Source organism: Butyricimonas sp. Marseille-P3923 (assembly GCF_900184685.1).
Classification (GTDB): Bacteria; Bacteroidota; Bacteroidia; order Bacteroidales; family Marinifilaceae; genus Butyricimonas; species Butyricimonas muris.
In genome coordinates, this window is the sequence record NZ_FXXL01000007.1 from 1,840,696 (window position 1) to 1,858,391 (window position 17,696).

The 17,696-nt window shown below is 39.5% G+C and carries 16 protein-coding genes and 1 pseudogene; 5 read left to right on the forward strand and 12 right to left on the reverse strand.

All coding sequences use genetic code 11. The annotated features are described in order from the left end of the window. Positions 1-45: 45 nt before the first annotated feature. The 11 genes and pseudogenes from CS948_RS19030 to rbr all read right to left on the reverse strand — a co-directional run bounded on the left by CS948_RS19030 (position 46) and on the right by rbr (position 11,048). The gene (locus CS948_RS19030; RefSeq protein WP_099293706.1) at positions 46-1,188 is read right to left on the reverse strand and encodes an N-acetyl sugar amidotransferase; all 1,143 of its coding nucleotides are present in this window, start codon (positions 1,186-1,188) and stop codon (positions 46-48) included. Beyond that, the gene (locus CS948_RS19035) at positions 1,175-1,834 is read right to left on the reverse strand and encodes a DapH/DapD/GlmU-related protein (protein WP_141560997.1); all 660 of its coding nucleotides are present in this window, start codon (positions 1,832-1,834) and stop codon (positions 1,175-1,177) included. The genes CS948_RS19030 and CS948_RS19035 overlap by 14 nt, the downstream gene beginning before the upstream one ends. Before the next feature lie 4 nt (positions 1,835-1,838). Beyond that, the gene (locus tag CS948_RS19040) at positions 1,839-3,446 is read right to left on the reverse strand and encodes an asparagine synthase C-terminal domain-containing protein (protein ID WP_176555133.1); all 1,608 of its coding nucleotides are present in this window, start codon (positions 3,444-3,446) and stop codon (positions 1,839-1,841) included. A gap of 1 nt (position 3,447) precedes the next feature. Then, on the reverse strand, positions 3,448-4,761 hold the full coding sequence (locus CS948_RS19045; RefSeq protein ID WP_099293710.1) for a lipopolysaccharide biosynthesis protein: 1,314 nt from the start codon (positions 4,759-4,761) through the stop codon (positions 3,448-3,450). A 1-nt stretch (position 4,762) separates the two neighbouring features. Next, a complete protein-coding gene (locus CS948_RS19050; protein ID WP_099293712.1) occupies positions 4,763-6,052 on the reverse strand; it encodes a nucleotide sugar dehydrogenase in 1,290 nt (429 codons plus the stop codon). Between the two features lie 19 nt (positions 6,053-6,071). Beyond that, positions 6,072-7,196, reverse strand: a complete 1,125-nt coding sequence (locus CS948_RS19055; protein ID WP_176555134.1) for a DegT/DnrJ/EryC1/StrS aminotransferase family protein — start codon at positions 7,194-7,196, stop codon at positions 6,072-6,074. A gap of 15 nt (positions 7,197-7,211) precedes the next feature. Beyond that, positions 7,212-8,183 carry a Gfo/Idh/MocA family protein gene (locus tag CS948_RS19060; protein WP_099293716.1) on the reverse strand — a complete coding sequence of 324 codons (972 nt, stop codon included), beginning with the start codon at positions 8,181-8,183 and terminating at the stop codon, positions 7,212-7,214. A gap of 487 nt (positions 8,184-8,670) precedes the next feature. Continuing rightward, positions 8,671-8,811, reverse strand: a pseudogene (locus tag CS948_RS19070) (UDP-N-acetyl-D-mannosamine dehydrogenase); the annotation flags it as partial. A gap of 3 nt (positions 8,812-8,814) precedes the next feature. Continuing rightward, positions 8,815-9,519: a hypothetical protein gene (locus CS948_RS19075; protein WP_141560998.1), complete on the reverse strand. Its 705-nt coding sequence runs from the start codon at positions 9,517-9,519 to the stop codon at positions 8,815-8,817. 5 nt (positions 9,520-9,524) lie between these two features. Beyond that, positions 9,525-10,049, reverse strand: a complete 525-nt coding sequence (locus CS948_RS19080; RefSeq protein ID WP_099293720.1) for a UpxY family transcription antiterminator — start codon at positions 10,047-10,049, stop codon at positions 9,525-9,527. 420 nt (positions 10,050-10,469) lie between these two features. Beyond that, complete coding sequence (gene rbr, locus CS948_RS19090; RefSeq protein WP_099293724.1) at positions 10,470-11,048, reverse strand: rubrerythrin; 579 nt, start codon at positions 11,046-11,048, stop codon at positions 10,470-10,472. 250 nt (positions 11,049-11,298) lie between these two features. On the opposite strand from rbr, the gene CS948_RS19095 reads away from it, so the two are divergent. The 5 genes from CS948_RS19095 to CS948_RS19115 all read left to right on the forward strand — a co-directional run bounded on the left by CS948_RS19095 (position 11,299) and on the right by CS948_RS19115 (position 16,512). Next, positions 11,299-11,991 carry a 4Fe-4S dicluster domain-containing protein gene (locus CS948_RS19095; protein ID WP_099293726.1) on the forward strand — a complete coding sequence of 231 codons (693 nt, stop codon included), beginning with the start codon at positions 11,299-11,301 and terminating at the stop codon, positions 11,989-11,991. Positions 11,992-12,136: 145 nt separating this feature from the next. Then, positions 12,137-13,213 (forward strand): CoB--CoM heterodisulfide reductase iron-sulfur subunit B family protein, encoded by a 1,077-nt coding sequence (locus CS948_RS19100; RefSeq protein ID WP_099293728.1) that lies wholly within the window; start codon positions 12,137-12,139, stop codon positions 13,211-13,213. Between the two features lie 78 nt (positions 13,214-13,291). After that, entirely contained in the window at positions 13,292-14,314 is a 1,023-nt protein-coding gene (locus CS948_RS19105) for an FAD-dependent oxidoreductase (protein ID WP_099293730.1), read from the forward strand. Between the two features lie 82 nt (positions 14,315-14,396). After that, positions 14,397-14,744 carry a 4Fe-4S dicluster domain-containing protein gene (locus tag CS948_RS19110; protein WP_099293732.1) on the forward strand — a complete coding sequence of 116 codons (348 nt, stop codon included), beginning with the start codon at positions 14,397-14,399 and terminating at the stop codon, positions 14,742-14,744. 4 nt (positions 14,745-14,748) lie between these two features. Beyond that, positions 14,749-16,512: a (Fe-S)-binding protein gene (locus tag CS948_RS19115; RefSeq protein ID WP_099293734.1), complete on the forward strand. Its 1,764-nt coding sequence runs from the start codon at positions 14,749-14,751 to the stop codon at positions 16,510-16,512. Positions 16,513-16,543: 31 nt separating this feature from the next. Here the strand turns inward: CS948_RS19115 and CS948_RS19120 are convergent, their stop codons facing one another. Then, a complete protein-coding gene (locus CS948_RS19120; protein ID WP_099293736.1) occupies positions 16,544-17,644 on the reverse strand; it encodes a PdxA family protein in 1,101 nt (366 codons plus the stop codon). Positions 17,645-17,696 lie beyond the last annotated feature (52 nt).

A 17,696-nucleotide genomic window follows, 5' to 3' on the forward strand; every position in this document is an offset into this window, starting at 1 on the left:
CGCCTTATCCAATATAAAAAGATATTCGCTAATAAAATCCAACAATCATTTTCTATTTACAACTCGCTTTATCAACCACGTTGAATAATATAATAATTTAGAAAAGTAAGGATAAATTCCATCTACCGGATAATCTGTATGCTGCTTACCAGGTTTAGCAAGAAGTAAATTAAATTCCTCTCGAGACATCCCCAATTTATTTAAAACATTAGCGATATCTATCTCCATCTTGTCTTTATCACAGAGAGGTTTTTCTAACTCCAATAGTGCTTCTTCACGACTCATCTGTTTAGACACGATTAAACTAGACAAATGTGAACGTCTTTTATCTACATGAAACTTCTCTGCAAACCATTTTAACTGAATAACTTTTGTTAAAGAATTCTCCAAATGTTTAGCCTCATAATATTCGAATCCACAAAAATTTCGTAATTCAGTTATCGCATGTTCTTTATTATATTCAATAAAATCAAGGGGACAAACAGTCTTTATACCTAATAACAAACGATCATATTCCCTTCTATACTGAGAAATTAAAGGCAGTTTATTGATTTTATTTTGACCAAATTTTTTATGCAAACACTTAATATGGTACAAATCATATGCACCATAGGTATTCCCTTTTTGTAAAATTGATTCTAAAGCCAAATTTGTTCCAGATAAAAAGTACTTTATTTGAAACTCTCTAGCATATTTATAAAGAATTGCAAATAAAATATTATCTTGAGGTATTGCGATATTAGGAACTTCAGCTCTCATAAAAGCTTTTGTCAAATCTGCAAATTGTTGAGCATCTGGTTGAATATTTACTAATTCAATATTACAAGATTTACAAAGATTTACAATATTATTAATTGCCAGATCTGTATCAAACCCATCATCTATATGAATTGCACAAATTCTCAATCCCCACTTTACCGCTCCTATATAAGCCAAATAAGCAGAATCCAATCCTCCAGAAATTCCCATCAAACAATCATATTTTTTGCCTTGTCCTTCATTTTTCAATTTATGAATCAGGCTTTTCAACTTCATTTCACCTTCTTTATCAGGGAAATAACCATATTGAAGCAATGATAATGCTGTTTGACAATAATTACAATGACCATTCTCATCAAATACAATATAAGGGTCAGACGAATTATCCATTACACATCGACTACATATTTTATATTCATTTTGTTTCATACCCTTTCAGATCAGCATTTACATTATTATTATTTTTCAAATATTTATTTTTAAATTTTTCAAATTTAGCTGCTGGAATATATCCATAATAATCATATTCATCATGTGGAGGAATAAATTGAGATTTATCCAATTCTTTCACTAGTTTTGCCGGATTTCCTGCAAGAACACAAAATCCATTTGGGAAACTTTTAGTCACAACAGAACCTGCAGCTACAACTGTCCTTGGTCCCAATGTCACACCTGGTAATATTATAGAATTCATTCCAATCCACGAATAATCTCCAATACAAGTTACTTTCTTAATATGGATAGAATGATCCAATGTATCATGATTTCCACTCATTATTCCAACATTCATTGCCACCCTTACATAATCTCCAAAAATCAACTTCCCCACCCCTTGTATATAACATCCATTATTACCAATACTACAATTCTTACCAACTTGAATATTTCTTGCTCCAGAAACTACACAATTTTTTGACATAGGCCAATAAATTGTTTTATCACGAGTAAAAAATTTAAATTTTATGAAACCACCTAAACTAAATCCAGCGTGATCGTACTTCTTTATCCTAAAATAATCATTAATTATAGGAATTTTGTATACAATCTTTTTCAAAATTGATTTCACTTTTTTCACAGTATCACATTTTTAAATTAATTTTTTTCATCACAAAATCTAAATAATATCGAGATAATGTAGAATCTATATCTAATTTCACTTTTTTACAATAATCATGATAATCTCTACATTTAAGATTCTCCACCATAAGATCAAATGAATTAAAATTCGGCTTATCTATCTTTTGAGAAAAAATATTTCGACACCTTATATATGAATTTCTTAAACAAGAAAATAGAACAGAAGGTAAAACTTTTTTCAGTTTTGTTTTAAATAAAGATGATTGAGGAACTTCATTTTTAAGCATATCAACAGACATCTTTTCAAAATATTCTTCAAACATAAATTGGTTATATATGTTTCCCATCTTTTTCTCGTAAGAAACGGAACTCCAAAAATCTGAATACTCTGAATCCCAAAATGGAGTACGCCATTCAGCCCCAATAAATTCAAATGTGCGTCCAGAATTTAAAATAAAATGTGCCTGACGAGTTTTTACATTCCAATTATAATGACAATTATATTTCTCTTGTAGCGAATTAAAAACTCTATCAACCTCTTCTTTTAATAAACTTTGAATTTTATTTTTCCAAAATGATTTTAAAGAATTCTGGACATAATATTGATTATACAAAATTTTAGATAACAATTCTTTCTGCATTATATCTAGAGTCGGCATATGACTGCCACCTAAAGCATCTCCAGAATGCCCTGGTACAAAAACAGAAGTTGAGGCATTTATTATACCTTTTTCCTTTAACTCTAAAATAGCAAATAGACCTTGTACACTAGGATTTACATTGTAATTCCCAGCAAACGATACATATTCTTGAAATAAAGAAGAATTTATCCATTTGCGTATTAAATCTGAAGTATATTCAACAAAATGCCATTCAAAACCTAATTCCATCGCAACTTGCTTTGAACGAACAACTTCAAAACTATCCTTTCGACCATACGTAAAGCATAACACATTCATTACACCAAATTTTTTACACAAACAAGCTATTAGTCTTGAATCGTACCCTCCGCTCAATGGTATAACAATCTTTCGCTCCCCTACGGTCAACAGGAATCTTTTAAAAGCGTTCTCCAAAGCTATTGATGCCCCTTTCATTATTTCTTTCGGATTCCACTCTTTAACAGCAATATCATAATCAAAATATGAGATAACATCTATTTTATTTTTCTTCATTTGAACAATACTTCCTGCTGCTACATTAGCAATATCTCTAAATAGCGTTTGAGTATTTCTCAAATATCCTAATGCTAAAAATTCTGCGATAGCTAATTCATCCAACTCTTTTTGATGAATACACTCTTTGAAACCATTAGCAGTGTCTGCAAGTAAATACTTATCACCAACTTTTGTATATAATAATGGATAAGAACGCATTTTATCTACAATTAGATATATTATATCAACATCAATATAAATAACTGCAAAAAAACCATTCAATTTTTTTATACTCTCAACCAAACTTTTTCGCTTAATTGCATGTTCAATAAATAAACACAATTGATCTTCTTTCAAGAATTGTTCGCTATCAAAAGCATAACCTAATACAAAAATATTTTCTTTTTTATACCACTTCCGATACTTTGTATCCAAATTAACCTCAACATTCATACTAAATCTTTCTAAGTATAACAAAAAATACATTATTTGTAAAAGCATTTTGCATATATTGCCATTTCATATTTGATACATAAAATAATAAAGCTGTACCTATAAGATTAACCACTACTCCTGAAATTCCAAAAAGTAATATAGCTAAATAACAGCTGTTATAAATACCTCCAATCACAATAGCTAACACACGTGTCATTATTGTAGTTATAGTAATTATCAAAGATAAATCTTGACGTTCTGTGACCCCAAAAATTGTACTTAACGGACTAAATGCCATTTTCAAGCAACACCAAGGTGCTAGTAATTCAGCATATACACCTGAAATAGCCCAAGTCCTACCTAAAAAGAAAGAAAAGATCTCTCGTCCCCAAAAAAACACAACAGTAAAAATAGGGACACTTATTAGTAATAAAAATATAAACGATTCTGCCACAACTGGAGCAAGTTCGCCAGTATGCTTAGCTTCACTTAATCGTTGAAAAATCACTTGTCCAAACGTATAGGCTATCAATGTCAATGGTAGTTGTACTAAATTTAACGATTGGCTATAAAGTCCCACATCAGAAGATGAGAAATAAAAAGAAAGCAAAATAGGAACAATTAAAAGCGATCCCGTGTCTAAAAATCCATTCCATACATCAATTAAAGGAAATCTTTTATAACGGACTAATATACTCCATATTTGTTTTACATTAACAGTTGCAAAAAAACGGTTTATATCACTTTTCAATATATTCAAAATCCTCATTACTAATTCTAGCAATTGGAAAAACATGTATATTAAAATCAACGCACCATTTGATACAAAGCCTAGAAACCCCAAACTAACATTTCCAACCTTTACACCTACTGAATAAAATACCGTCAATTTTGCATTAAAATCAAAAGTTTTTTTTCTTATAATCCAATATTGCAGCAATTTTATCCAACTAGAAACAAGTACAAAAATCGGAATTAAAAGAATATATGATTTTATAGAACTATAATCTCCTATTTCATATAAGAAAGGACCAATAGTATATATTAAAACGAATAAAAACAATGAATATATCAAAGCTATACAACCGGATCCAACTAAAATATTTAAGGCAACTTCATTTTCTTTCGGTAGCATTAGTGCAGCTTCGTATCTAAGAGTAGCAAAAACACCAAAAATTCCTATCAAAGAAATAAACAATGTATATTGTCCTACTACTTCAGGCGAAAATAATCTTGCAAAAATTGGTGCTGTTAAAATACCCACTAATTGTGCTAAAATTGCAGCTCCACCAACTTTTAAAACATTTTTAAAAAAGTCTCTTTTTAGGTACATTTTACAAACTCCAATACTTCAATTCATTTATTTTTTCTCTGTACATTCCCTTTACATCCACCAACACCGCATTATCATAAGTCAACGACTTGAAATACTTCTCGTCCAAATCCTTGTAAACATCATGGGAAACAGCCACGATCACGGCGTCATAATTATTCCTCGGTTTCTCAATCAACCCGAAACCGTACATCTGTTTCACTTCCTCAGAATCAGCATAAGCGTCAACAACATCCACGTCGACACCAAAATCCTTTAACTCGTTAATTATATCAACCACTTTCGAGTTACGAATATCCGCCACGTTTTCCTTGAAGGTCATCCCCATCACGAGCACACGGGCCCCAAGAATTCCCTTGCCCATGTTTATCAACTTCTTCACTAGTTTCTTGGCGATGTAACCTCCCATAGTGTCATTGATAAAACGTCCCGCGCTGATAATCTGCGTATGATATTTTAACTCACTAGCCTTGTATACCAAATAATAAGGATCAACTCCTATGCAATGTCCTCCAACTAATCCCGGGTAAAACTTCAAGAAATTCCACTTTGTTCCGGCGGCTTCCAACACGTCATACGTGTTGATCCCGACTCGACTGAAGATAATCGACAACTCGTTCATCAAGGCAATATTCACATCCCGTTGCGTATTCTCGATAATCTTGGCTGCCTCGGCTACTTTAATATTCGGAGCACGGTGAACACCCGGCTTCACGACTAACTCGTAAACTTTAGCGATAATATCCAAGGCCTCCCCGTCACAACCGGAAACAATCTTGATCGTGTTGGGTAACGTGTGTATCTTCTCCCCGGGATTAATTCTCTCCGGCGAATAGCCAATCTTGAAATCAAGCCCCGCTTTCAATCCCGAAATCTCCTCGAGAATCGGCAAACAATCCTCCTCCGTGCAACCGGGATAAACCGTAGACTCGTAAACTACGTAATCTCCTTTTTTCAAGGCATAGGCAACCGAACGAGTGGCACTCAACAATGGGACCAAATCCGGCTGATTATGCCCGTCTAGCGGCGTGGGAACAGCAACGATAAAGAAAGAGGCTTCCCGCAATTCGTCAATGGAAGAAGTGAACTTTATATCCACTCCTTCAAAGGCTTTATGTTCCAACTCCTTACACGGATCTATCCCCTGTCGCATCTTGGCAAGACGCTCCTCATTGATATCGAAACCTATCACAGAAATCTTTTTGGCAAACTCTAACGCTATGGGTAGCCCTACGTATCCCAAACCGATCAGGGCCAGCTTAGCTTCTTTATTTAATAATTTTAAATACATTATTATGAGAATTGAATGATTAAAAAACGAATTTCTTTATCCGCTCCATTACAATATCTTGTTGTTCTCTTGTCAATTCCGTGTGCATCGGTAATGAAAGTACAGAAGAAGGCAGTTCTCCAGACACGGACAAATCACCCGTAGGTCGAGCTATTTTCCGGAATGCCTCTTGTTCTTGTAGGGGCAAGGGATAATAGATCATCGTGGGAACTCCCTCCTCTTCCAAGAATTTTTTCAAAGCATCCCGTTTCCCTCCCTCGATCTTCAACGTGTATTGATGATAAACATGAGTACTATATGTTTTTTCTTCTGGAGTAACAAGACCTTCAACATTCTTCAACCCGCTTGTATAATAGCGAGCGGCCTCATTTCTAGCTAAATTATACTCGTTCAAGTATTTCAGTTTTACATCTAAAACCGCAGCTTGAATCGTATCTAAACGAGAATTACAACCTATCACCTTGTGATGATATTTCACTTTCTGACCATGATTAGCAATCATCCTAGCCCGGTCTGCCAGAACGTCATCATTCGTCATTAACGCACCTCCGTCACCGTAACACCCTAAATTTTTAGACGGGAAAAACGAAGTGCATCCGAAATCTCCCATTGTTCCCGTTTGACACCGTTTTCCATTACTGAACGTGTAAATTGCACCTATCGCTTGAGCGTTGTCTTCCACGACGAACAGACCATGTCGTTTGGCAAAATCCAAAATTGCCTCCATGTCACAACTCTGCCCGAACAAATGCACAGGTATAATCGCCTTTGTTTTGGATGTCAATGCCTGCTTGATATTTTCAAGAGTCACGTTAAAAGTTCTCGTATCAACGTCGACCATCACGGGAATCAAACCCAATAACCCTATCACTTCTGCACTCGCCACGTAAGTGAAAGCGGGTACTATAACTTCATCTCCCGGTTCAAGGCCTAAAGCCATTAAAGCTATCTGTAATGCGTCCGTACCATTAGCACAGGGAATCACATGTTTCGTTCCCATGAATTTTTCCAAGTGACAAGCAAATTCTTTCACTGGTGCTCCATTTACGAAGGCGGCCGATTCTAATACGTTTTTTATACTTGTATCAATTTCATTTTTGATCTTTTGATATTGACCTTGCAAGTCCACCATTTGTAATCTCATACTCGTTATTCATTATTATCTACTCCAACCGAAAGGATGTTTTACCAATGACAATTTAGCCAACGGGTGATAATCTCCCTTTAAGCCTATCGGTTCGGCATTACGGATATGATGAACGATGTTGATACAATCACGAACCTCGTCCAACCCGAAGCCTTTCCCGGCAAGTACGTGCTTGTAACTCTCCGTATGTAACTCCGTGAAGCCGTTACTGAACTCGAATTCGTCGCCTTCGATGCGGATGGAACGGTACGTCCGCTTCTCGCCCTCGACAGCATTTCCCGGGAGATTATCGGCGTTTATACTCAAGAAATAACGAACCCGAGCACGTTCCAGCTCCAGGTACCCGGCAACACGGTCATGGCTTTTCACGTGGACGATGTTCTCTTTCACTCCACCGAAAACCCATGTCAGCATGTCATAAAAATGGACCCCGATATTCGTCGCCACGCCACCACTCTTCCGCTCGTCTCCCTTCCAGCTCGTGTAATACCAATTCCCGCGGGACGTGATATAAGTTAAATCCACATCGTAAACTTTATCCCTCTGTCCCTCGTCAATCCGCTTTTTCAGGGCCTTGATCGAGTTGTGCAAACGAAGTTGAAGAATGTTGTTCACTTTGTGCCCGGTTTCCCGTTCCACCTCGGCTAATGCATCAATGTTCCACGGGTTCAACACCAGAGGTTTCTCGCAGATCACGTCAGCACCCAAGCGCAACCCGTAACGGATATGAGCATCATGCAGGTAGTTAGGCGTGCAGATGGAAACCATATCCACCCGGTTATCGTCTCCTTTTATCCGGGAACAATAACGATCGAATAACTCCATTTCCGGGAAAAACGACGCTTCCGGGAAAAAACTATCCATGATTCCTACGCAATCAAACTTGTCATAAGCAGCGACGAGACGATTACCCGTGTCTTTGATGGCACGTAAGTGACGAGGGGCAATGTAACCAGCCACACCAATCAATGCAAAATTCTTCATTATAAACTTTATTTATTCAATGTATTCACGATACTTGTACAAACATTCCCAACCCAATAAGGATTTATAGCTTTACTCATCAATTCGTAGTACTTATCAGTTTCTAAGGAGGTAATAATTACACTCCAAGAAAAAATTCAGATAGAATTAGCGATTAATCCAATTCTCTAACTGCATAGAAAATAGAAGATACACGATTCACAACTTTCATTGCATCTGCAAATTTCATCACGAGAGACATGTGTCCTTCAACATCATCGCTGAACACTGCTCCATATTTTTATTCTGCAATTGTTATTTCAGAAATATAGCAATTATTCCACCCAACGGCATTTATCTTACCATTTACGTGATATTTTCCACGCAATACAAAGATGCAGGTATTCGTGTCGAGCAAGTATTTTTTCGTAATCGAACTTACAAAATTTCCATGGATCTGTTATACATACGACTTTTGCAAATCTGATTAACCATATCTTCCGCACTACAGGATATGAAGTTTACCCCGGTTTGTCAACTCCACCACACCCGGATTTATATCAACCCCAGTAACTTCTATACCATGTTTTGCGGCAATAATTGCCGTGGGCAGACCGATATAGCCTAACCCCATAAAACAAGCTTTCATAAATTATTTTAAATTAATATATTCTTTCGTTGCTAATAGATCAAAACACAAGGAAACGACATTCATATTTTGCTCTTTTGTTATTAACCTCGCCAAAAGGTTGTCTTCTAGAAGATTTATATTTTTCAATCGATTGCTCTTCCCTTCACCTCCAATTGTAGTCTCATAAAATTCAACAGCCCGATACCATCCCCATATATTCTCTTTTTCTAAATCACCAAGATTTATTTCAACATGATACTCCTGTTCCGTTACGATTTCTTTCGCTACCTCCGCATACCTCTCCTCTCCCATGAAATAATAACAACTACACAGCATCCGACACATCTCCGACGTCCGACAAGTTAAAATAATCTTATCACTCCCTTCTGAAAATAGTATCCCATAAGCCGCATCTAAGGCTATATCCAAAAAATCCATATCGGAATACGTCAAATATGTTTCCATCAAATCCGCAACATGCCCAACTCGTTCCTCCAATGTAATGGAAGGATCTTTAACCAAGTCAGCCAATTCCCCCGCGATCTCCCGTATTCGCTCGTGAATCATCCACTGACTACCATACACTTCTTCCAGCCAAGGATTTACCCTTACCATTGAATAAACCGATAAATACCCGTGCAATAAACCGGACAATGCAGACGAGGGGAATTCCTCGATTGGAATATCCGATAATTTTTTGTACAAATCATTAAGATTCATCGCCACAATCGCTATTTAATTTTTTCTAAGAAAGAACCGGGGATATATGACGTGGCAATAGAAACCACGCCTTCCAGTTTCACGATCACTCGTTTATGTCCTTTAATCCGAATTAATTCGCCCTCAAGACCGATCAACGGGCCTTTGATTACTCGTACTCGGTCACCACGCTTCAATTCTTTATTGATTACCTCAACTGTACTATCCGAGAAATCGAGCAGAAACATGAAATCCCGCATTTGTTTATCGGGAACAACCAATAAATGACGAGTTGCCAAATCTTTTAAATATACAACATTTATACCTTGCTCGTTCACTAAGGAATAAGCGGTCACTTTATCGGTTTTGATAAAAATCAAATGAGGAATAAGTAGCACTCGCACATGCTTTTTCCCAGAAGGAGTTTCTCGTACTTCGTCCCGCATGGCCAAATAGTTCTCCACTCCCATCCCGTCTAATCGTTTCTTGATTGTCATCTCCTGGTTGATTTTGGTGTACGCCGCAAACCAGTACAACTTTCTTTCTACACTTGACATGCTTAAAGTTTATCGTCTTCGAATATTTCTCGTGATTGGTTACAAAAAGAAAATAGGAAAAACGTCCGGACACACTTCGTGCATTGACCTTTTTACATTAGGAATTTACGTTTTTACCATATGCCCCACTTATCATCCTTAAACAGGTACAACTTGTGAGAACTGTCTTTTCTCGGGGAAACCGATCCTTTCAATTATTTGTCACAAATGAACACACGCCAATTTGTTTCAAAAATTGCAATCAATCCGAAAAAACTATCCGATTAATGCGTTGCAAATATACCAAATTTTCGGATTACGCAAATTCAAGAGCAATTATTTTTCTTTTTATAGAATCGCTCTAAAATATATTTCAACTATAAAAAAGGAGCAGTCCCAAAGATTACTTTTGGGACTGCTCCTTTCTAACGATATCGAAATCTAGTATAATTCTTGGAATAATTCAAAGAATGCCTGCGGATGCAAACAAGCGGGACATACTTTCGGGGCTGTTGGTCCCTCGTGGATATAACCGCATTTGCGACAATACCATCTCACGGTTTGCGGACGTTCGAATACCAAATTTTCTTGCAGATTGGATAACAATTTACGGTATCTTGTCTCGTGATTTTTTTCGGCTTCGATGATCATTCTGTACATCACGGAGATATCCTTGAATCCTTCCTCTTCCGCGACTTTGGCAAATTCGGGATACAAGTGATGCCATTCGTCATATTCTCCCTCGGCAGCTTCAATCAAATTAGAAGCCGTGTCGGCAATAATACCCGCGGGATAAGCCGCCGTAATCTCTAACATACCACCTTCCAAACGACTGAAGAAGCGTTTAGCATGAGTTTCTTCCTGCAATGCCGTCTCGTAGAAAATACCGGCGATCTGTTCGTAACCTTCTTTCTTGGCTACTTCGGAGAAAAACGTGTAACGATTTTTTGCCTGTGACTCCCCGGCAAATGATTTCAATAAATTGGCTTCCGTCATGGAACCTTTAACATTTTTTGCCATAGCTTTTTCCTTTTCTATACGAAAAGAAAAAGTTGCAAGTTACAGGTTGACAGGTTGCAAGTTCAAATATAGTTTGTTTCTAAATAACCTGCAACCCGCTAATTTGCAACATATCACCGGAAAGGTATTTCCCGGTGGTATAAATACCATTCACATTTACGCATTTTCATCCTTTAGTTCTCGTTCATTAAAATATAATTTTGTAACCATAGAAATTTATGGAGAATAAATTTTCACACAACAATTAGATATGTCTGAGATATTAAACAAATTACGTGAAGATATTCACTTCATCGAGGGGATGAACAGCTGTATGAATTGCGGGGTATGCACCGCCATTTGTCCGGCCGCGGAATTCTATAACTACGATCCCCGGGTGATCGTGGAAACCGTACAAAGAGGAAACGAGGAAAAGATTGAGGAATTACTGAAAGGAGAAACTATCTGGTATTGCGGGGAATGTATGTCATGCAAAACACGTTGTCCTCGTTGTAATACTCCCGGACTGATTATCATGGCGTTGCGTAAGGCTTCGCAGGAACTGGGCTATTTCGTTTACTCTGAAAAAGGACGCCAGCAATACGCTTTAAAGCACGTGATCGGGGAATCCATTCTGGCTAGGGGCTACTGCGTGACACCCGACCTCGTGAAGCCGGAGATGCATCCGGAACAGGGGCCGGTGTGGGAATGGATTTACGAACATCTGGACGACGTGTACGAACGCATGCACTCGAATTATCGCAAACCGGGAGCGGGCGCCCTTCGGGAAGTAGATAATGAAAGCATGGAAGAGTTAAGAAAGATTTTCGACGTTACCGGCGGTACGGACTTTCTGAACAATATAGACCAATGTTCTCAACGCGAGGCAAACAAAGAAAAGGTTGATTTGGAAGAAGCCTATTTCTTGAAAACATACATGGAGAACACGGGAGAACATCAATAATGCAATTGAAAACTAATTAATTTATGATTTATGAATTATGATTTACGATTAATAGAAACATTGGTTAGCGAGAGTGAATCATCTAATCTAAAATCATAAATCAAGAAATTAATAGGATTTAAAATTTAAAATCTAAAATTGGAAGATGAATTTAGAGGGAAAACAACAAATATGGAATGATTATCAGAAAGAGATCGCGGATGATCATTATTTCTACGCAAGGAGTTGTATCCGGCAGACGTTCTTCCCGGGTTCGGAATGGGCGTATTTGGACATCATGAAGAACAGATTGGGTAAAGATATCATTGATGACCCGCGCCACACGACATGTACCGGGATCGGGTATCATTCCGATATTGTTCCGGCGGAAACGATCATGACCGTGGTCGCACGCCACTTCGCGCTGATGACAGAGGCGGGATACGAGAACATGACCCCCTCGTGCATTACCTCTTTCGGGATATATACAGAGATTCTGGAAACGTGGGAACACCATCCGGAAATTGAAGAAAAAATCCGCGAATACTTGTGGAAAGCCACGAAACGGGAATTCAAGAAACCGAAAAATCTGGCACACACCTCGGATATCGTCTACAAATTCAGAAACGAAATTGCCGCACAGTCTAAATATAAACTGGTGGACGTCCACACGGGAAGACCGCTAAGAGGAGTCGACCACATCGGGTGCCACTACTCCAAAATGTTCCCCACGAAAGGGATCGGGGGAGCTGAATTTCCCGCCGTACTTTCCGGGTTAATCTACGCGTGGGGCGGCGACGTGATTGATTACCCGGAAAGAAGACACTGTTGCGGGTTCGGTTTCCGCCAATACCTTGTTATGGCAAACCGGGGATACTCGGTGGCGAACTCGAAAAAGAAATTCGAATCCATGCAACCGTATCAACCCGACTTTATCGTGAACAATTGTCCGGGATGCGCCATGTTTATGGATAAATGGCAATACACTATCAGTGAAATGGAAGGAACCACCTACGGGCAGGACGGGTACGGCATTCCCGTGCTGACCTACGAGGAACTTGCCGCGTTGGTATTGGGTTACGATCCGTGGGAAATCGGCTTGCAGATGCACCAAGTATCCGTGGAACCCTTGTTAGACAAGATGGGAATCCCTTACGATCCGGACGCGAAATACAAAAACGTGCGAGGTGAAAACATAGGCACCCCGAAATGTCCCACGTACTTGAGAGTTGCAAATTTATAATGTTAAACCGCGAAATTGAAAAAAGAACCATGAAGTCATTCATTTTCAATTTTCAATTTTCAATTTTCAATTGAATACATGGCAAAAGTCATCATCATCGGTGGAGGTCCGGCAGGCTGCGAGGCAGCACACCAATTGGCAAATCAAGGTGTCGAAGTAGAGTTGGTCGAGAAAAACAACGAAACAGGTGGCAACTTGAATAATTGGTATCAATTGTTCCCTGACCGCAAATACGCTAAAGATTTAAACACGATACTAAAAGGACACTTGGAACACCCGAATATCCGGCTTCATCTCGGGATAGAACCGACCAATATCGAGAAAGATAAAAACGGGAAATTCAATGTTCCCTTGTCAGACGGAAGCCTCTTGGAAGGTGACTCGCTTTTGGTCGCTACCGGATTCAAGATATTCGATGCCCGGCGGAAAGAAGAGTATGGATACGGGATATACGAGAACGTCATCACTTCCGTGGAATTGGAAAACATGTTCTACAATCACGCCATCACGATGGCTGACGGACACACCCCGAAACGGGTTGGAATCATCCATTGCGTGGGTTCCCGTGACGAAAAGGTATGCAATTACCACTGTTCCAAACTCTGCTGTATCACGGGAGTGAAACAAGCTATCGAAATACGGGAGTTGTTACCTGAAGCAGAAATCCTCTGTTTCTACATGGACATGCGTATGTTCGGTCCGGGATACGAGGAAATGTACCGCGATGCCCAAGAGAAACACGACATCAAGTTTATCCGCGGGCGATTGTCCGAGGCCGCCGAGAATATGCAAAAACAACTGCAAATCAAGGTCGAAGATACACTTGTCGGGAAACCGTTACGGATGGCGTTGGACATGATGATATTGTTGGTCGGCATGGAATCCTCGGAAGGCACCCGTCAGACCGCAGAAAAATTAGGTTTGAATCTAGCTCCAAACGGATTTATCCAGTCACAAGACCCGCACTACCGGAATAACTTCACCAACATGGAAGGCGTGTTCGTGGCAGGATGCGGAAGTGCCCCGATGAACTTGACCGATACGCTGGCAGATGCCCGCTCTGCCGCAAGTTCAATAACACAATACTTAAATAATTTATGATTTAGAATTAAAAACGCAAAAAGCGTCAGCCCGTGCGGTTGGAATCTTAAATCTAAAATTTAAAATCTAAAATTAAAAGGGTATGATAAATTTCTGGGGATATAGCATATCGGAAACGAGGAGTATCAATTACGACAGAAACGACAAGGCGATGACAGAATACATTGCCAAGACCGTCCCGAGCAGCAAGCTCTGCATCGGTTGCGGGGGATGTACTGCCGGTTGTACCGCCGGGAACCTCACAAACTTCAACATCCGTAAAGTGCAGATGCTCATGAAACGGGGTGAAACGAAAGACGCCAAAGAGCAACTGCAAAAATGTATGCTGTGCGGGAAGTGTATGCTGGTATGTCCAAGAGGCGTGGAAACCCGAAAAATGATACTGGAAATGCTGAATTTCATAAGAAATAACCATAAACTAGAAGATTGAAGCTATGTACTACGACCATTTTGTCCTACCTTTCACGATTGGGCTTATAACGCTACTGGTCTACTTGTGTATCAAATACTACAAGTGGATTAAGAGTTTCCCCAAGGAGGAACGCAAGAAAATCCGTAAAGGGTTGTTCTCCTTGCAAACGATTCGTTCCGGGTGGGAAATATTCCGGGAGAGTTTATTACATCACAATATATTCAAAACCAACCCGATGTTGGGTTACATGCACATGACCTTCGCTTTCGGTTGGTTTCTGCTGATAGTTGTCGGGAAAATCGAGTCCATGGTATACCATACCAGTGCATTTAATCCCCCCTATTTTGCCATCTTTTTCCGGTATTTTCATCCGGCTAATGAAACCTTCCCTTACAGCGAAACTTTTGCATTCTTGATGGATTTAATCCTGTTATTCCTGTTAATCGGCATAGGATTAGCTGTTACCAAGCGGTTCTACTCCCGCCTTTTCGGGATGAAGAAAACAACCAAACAGAGAGCGTACGACTTATTGATACTGACCGTACTCTGGTTGATTTTCCCGGTACGATTTCTTGCCGAAAGTTTCACGAGCGGTTTGAATGGCGGGGGAAGTTTTCTCACGTATAACGCGGGAAACTTCTTTAGCGGCTTCCTCCCGTTGGAACACCTATCCTATCCGGCATGGTGGGTTTATTCATCCCTTCTCGGGTTATTTTTCTTGTTATTACCCTTTTCGCGCTATATGCACATTCCCACGGAAATGGTATATATTTTCTTGAAGAACTGGGGAGTAAAACAAGGTAGAGAATACAACGGGTTCAGTGAAATACAAGTCAACTCCTGCTCCCGTTGCGGAATCTGTATCAACACGTGTCAATTGAACAGCTCATGTGGTATTAATGACACGCAACCGGTCTATTTCTTACGCCGTATTCGTAATCACGAACCACTCTCTCAACAAGCCGAAGATTGCTTGATGTGCGGTCGTTGCGAAGAATCATGCCCCGTGGGAATCAATTTGAACGCCATCCGGCAAAGTCAACGCCCGGATACCATTCGTGTGACGAAAGACACGTACACTTACGTGCCACAACCGCAAGTAAAAACGGCGAAAATAGCTTACTTTGCCGGTTGTATGAGTCACCTCACTCCCGGAATTATCAAATCCATGCAGCAGATATTTGCGAAAGCTAACGTCGATTACTCGTTTATTGACGAAAAAGCCGGAGTCTGTTGCGGACGCCCGTTAGCTCTTTCGGGAAATTGGCAAGCAGCTCAAGTTGTTATGGACAAAAATCAGGAAATGATCGAGGCGTCAAACGCCGATATACTTGTCACCTCCTGCCCGATATGCTACAAAACCTTCAAAGAGGATTATACCTTGAAGGCAAAAGTGATGCATCACACGGAATACATCGAAATGCTACTTCGGAACGGGCAACTAAAGGTCAACAACATGGATCTGAAAACCGTGTTCCACAATCCTTGCGAATTGGGACGAGGAAGTCGGATCGTGAGTGCCCCGGAGAACGTGTTGAATCAAGTAAGTTACAAGATAACAACCGTGTACGACGGCAAAAAATCACTTTGTTGTGGTGGCAGCCTAGCAAACACGGCTATCGATTCCAAACAAAAAACAAAAATCAGCGGGGACACGGTAAAAGCTTACGCCGCTTATCATCCGGATGTAATCGTAACGGCATGCCCGCTATGCAAGAAAACATTAAGCAAAACTTCAACCGAGATTCCGGTTCGAGATATAGCGGAACTGGTCGCAGAAGCATGAAAAAAGCCGCAATTGCGGCTTTTTTCATGCTCTAATCATCAAGCTCAACCCTAACTCCTTCAATCTGTTCAACATTCAAATCGCTCTCGTTACTATTCGACGCAATATCATAATGCGGAAGAGGATTTTTCTGTAACTCAATATTCTGTTCCCGGTGTACAAACACATCCATTGCCAGATAAAGAGCGTTACGCATTCCTTGCTCATCACCTATATTCTGTCCTACGATATCATAACCGGGATCAATCAAGGAGGTAGAACAAATCACGGGAAGTCCGGCTACATAACAAGCGGCACTTTCTTCATCTATTGCCTTAAACGCTGCCACTCCTTGATCGTAATACATCGCGAGAACGGCATCAAACTTCTCGTACATCTTCTCGGAGAAGAACCTATCGGCGGAGAATGGGCCTATTGCCATGATTCCCTCTTGCCGAGCCTGCTCGATAGCCGGCACGATAACATCTATCTCTTCATCACCATTCTGTCCGCAGTTCACTTGAGGATTCAAACCCAACACGGCAATTTTAGGTTTTGATATCGTGAAATCAATTCTCAATGTATCATCCAACAACATCAATTTTTTCAAGATATTCTTCCGTGTAATCTGGTGAGGTACATCACGTAATTTTGAATATTCCGTCACGAATCCCATTTTCATCTTCTCGCTCACGAAAAGTGACATAGCCTCGGAAGTATTATAACGTTTTGACAAATATTCTGCCAAAGAATTTGCCTCTTCCTTTAGAAAACTTTCCGGTCCTTGAGGAGCCAACGTCAACACGTCAATCTCGTTACGCTCCAACTGATCCAAAGCGTATTTTAAAGCAATCATCGAGGCTTGATCCGAATCAGGAGTCTCCTTACCTAAATCCACTTTCACGTTGTCATCCACACAATTGATAATATTAGATCTTTTCCCGTTCGCCTCTCTAGGTTCCCGAATCGTGTTCAAATTAAAATTCTCCACGTTTAATACCTTCCGGTAGTAGGCAGCCACTTTGGGCGACCCGTATAGAATAGGAACACACAACTCACAAATCCGGTTCTCTGCCAACAGTTTTATGATCAATTCATAAGATATTCCGTTTACATCTCCATGCGTGATACCTACATTTAATCTATTTTCCATATTATACAATATTTCATTTGCACAAAGATAATGAAATAGTTCATAAAGTTTA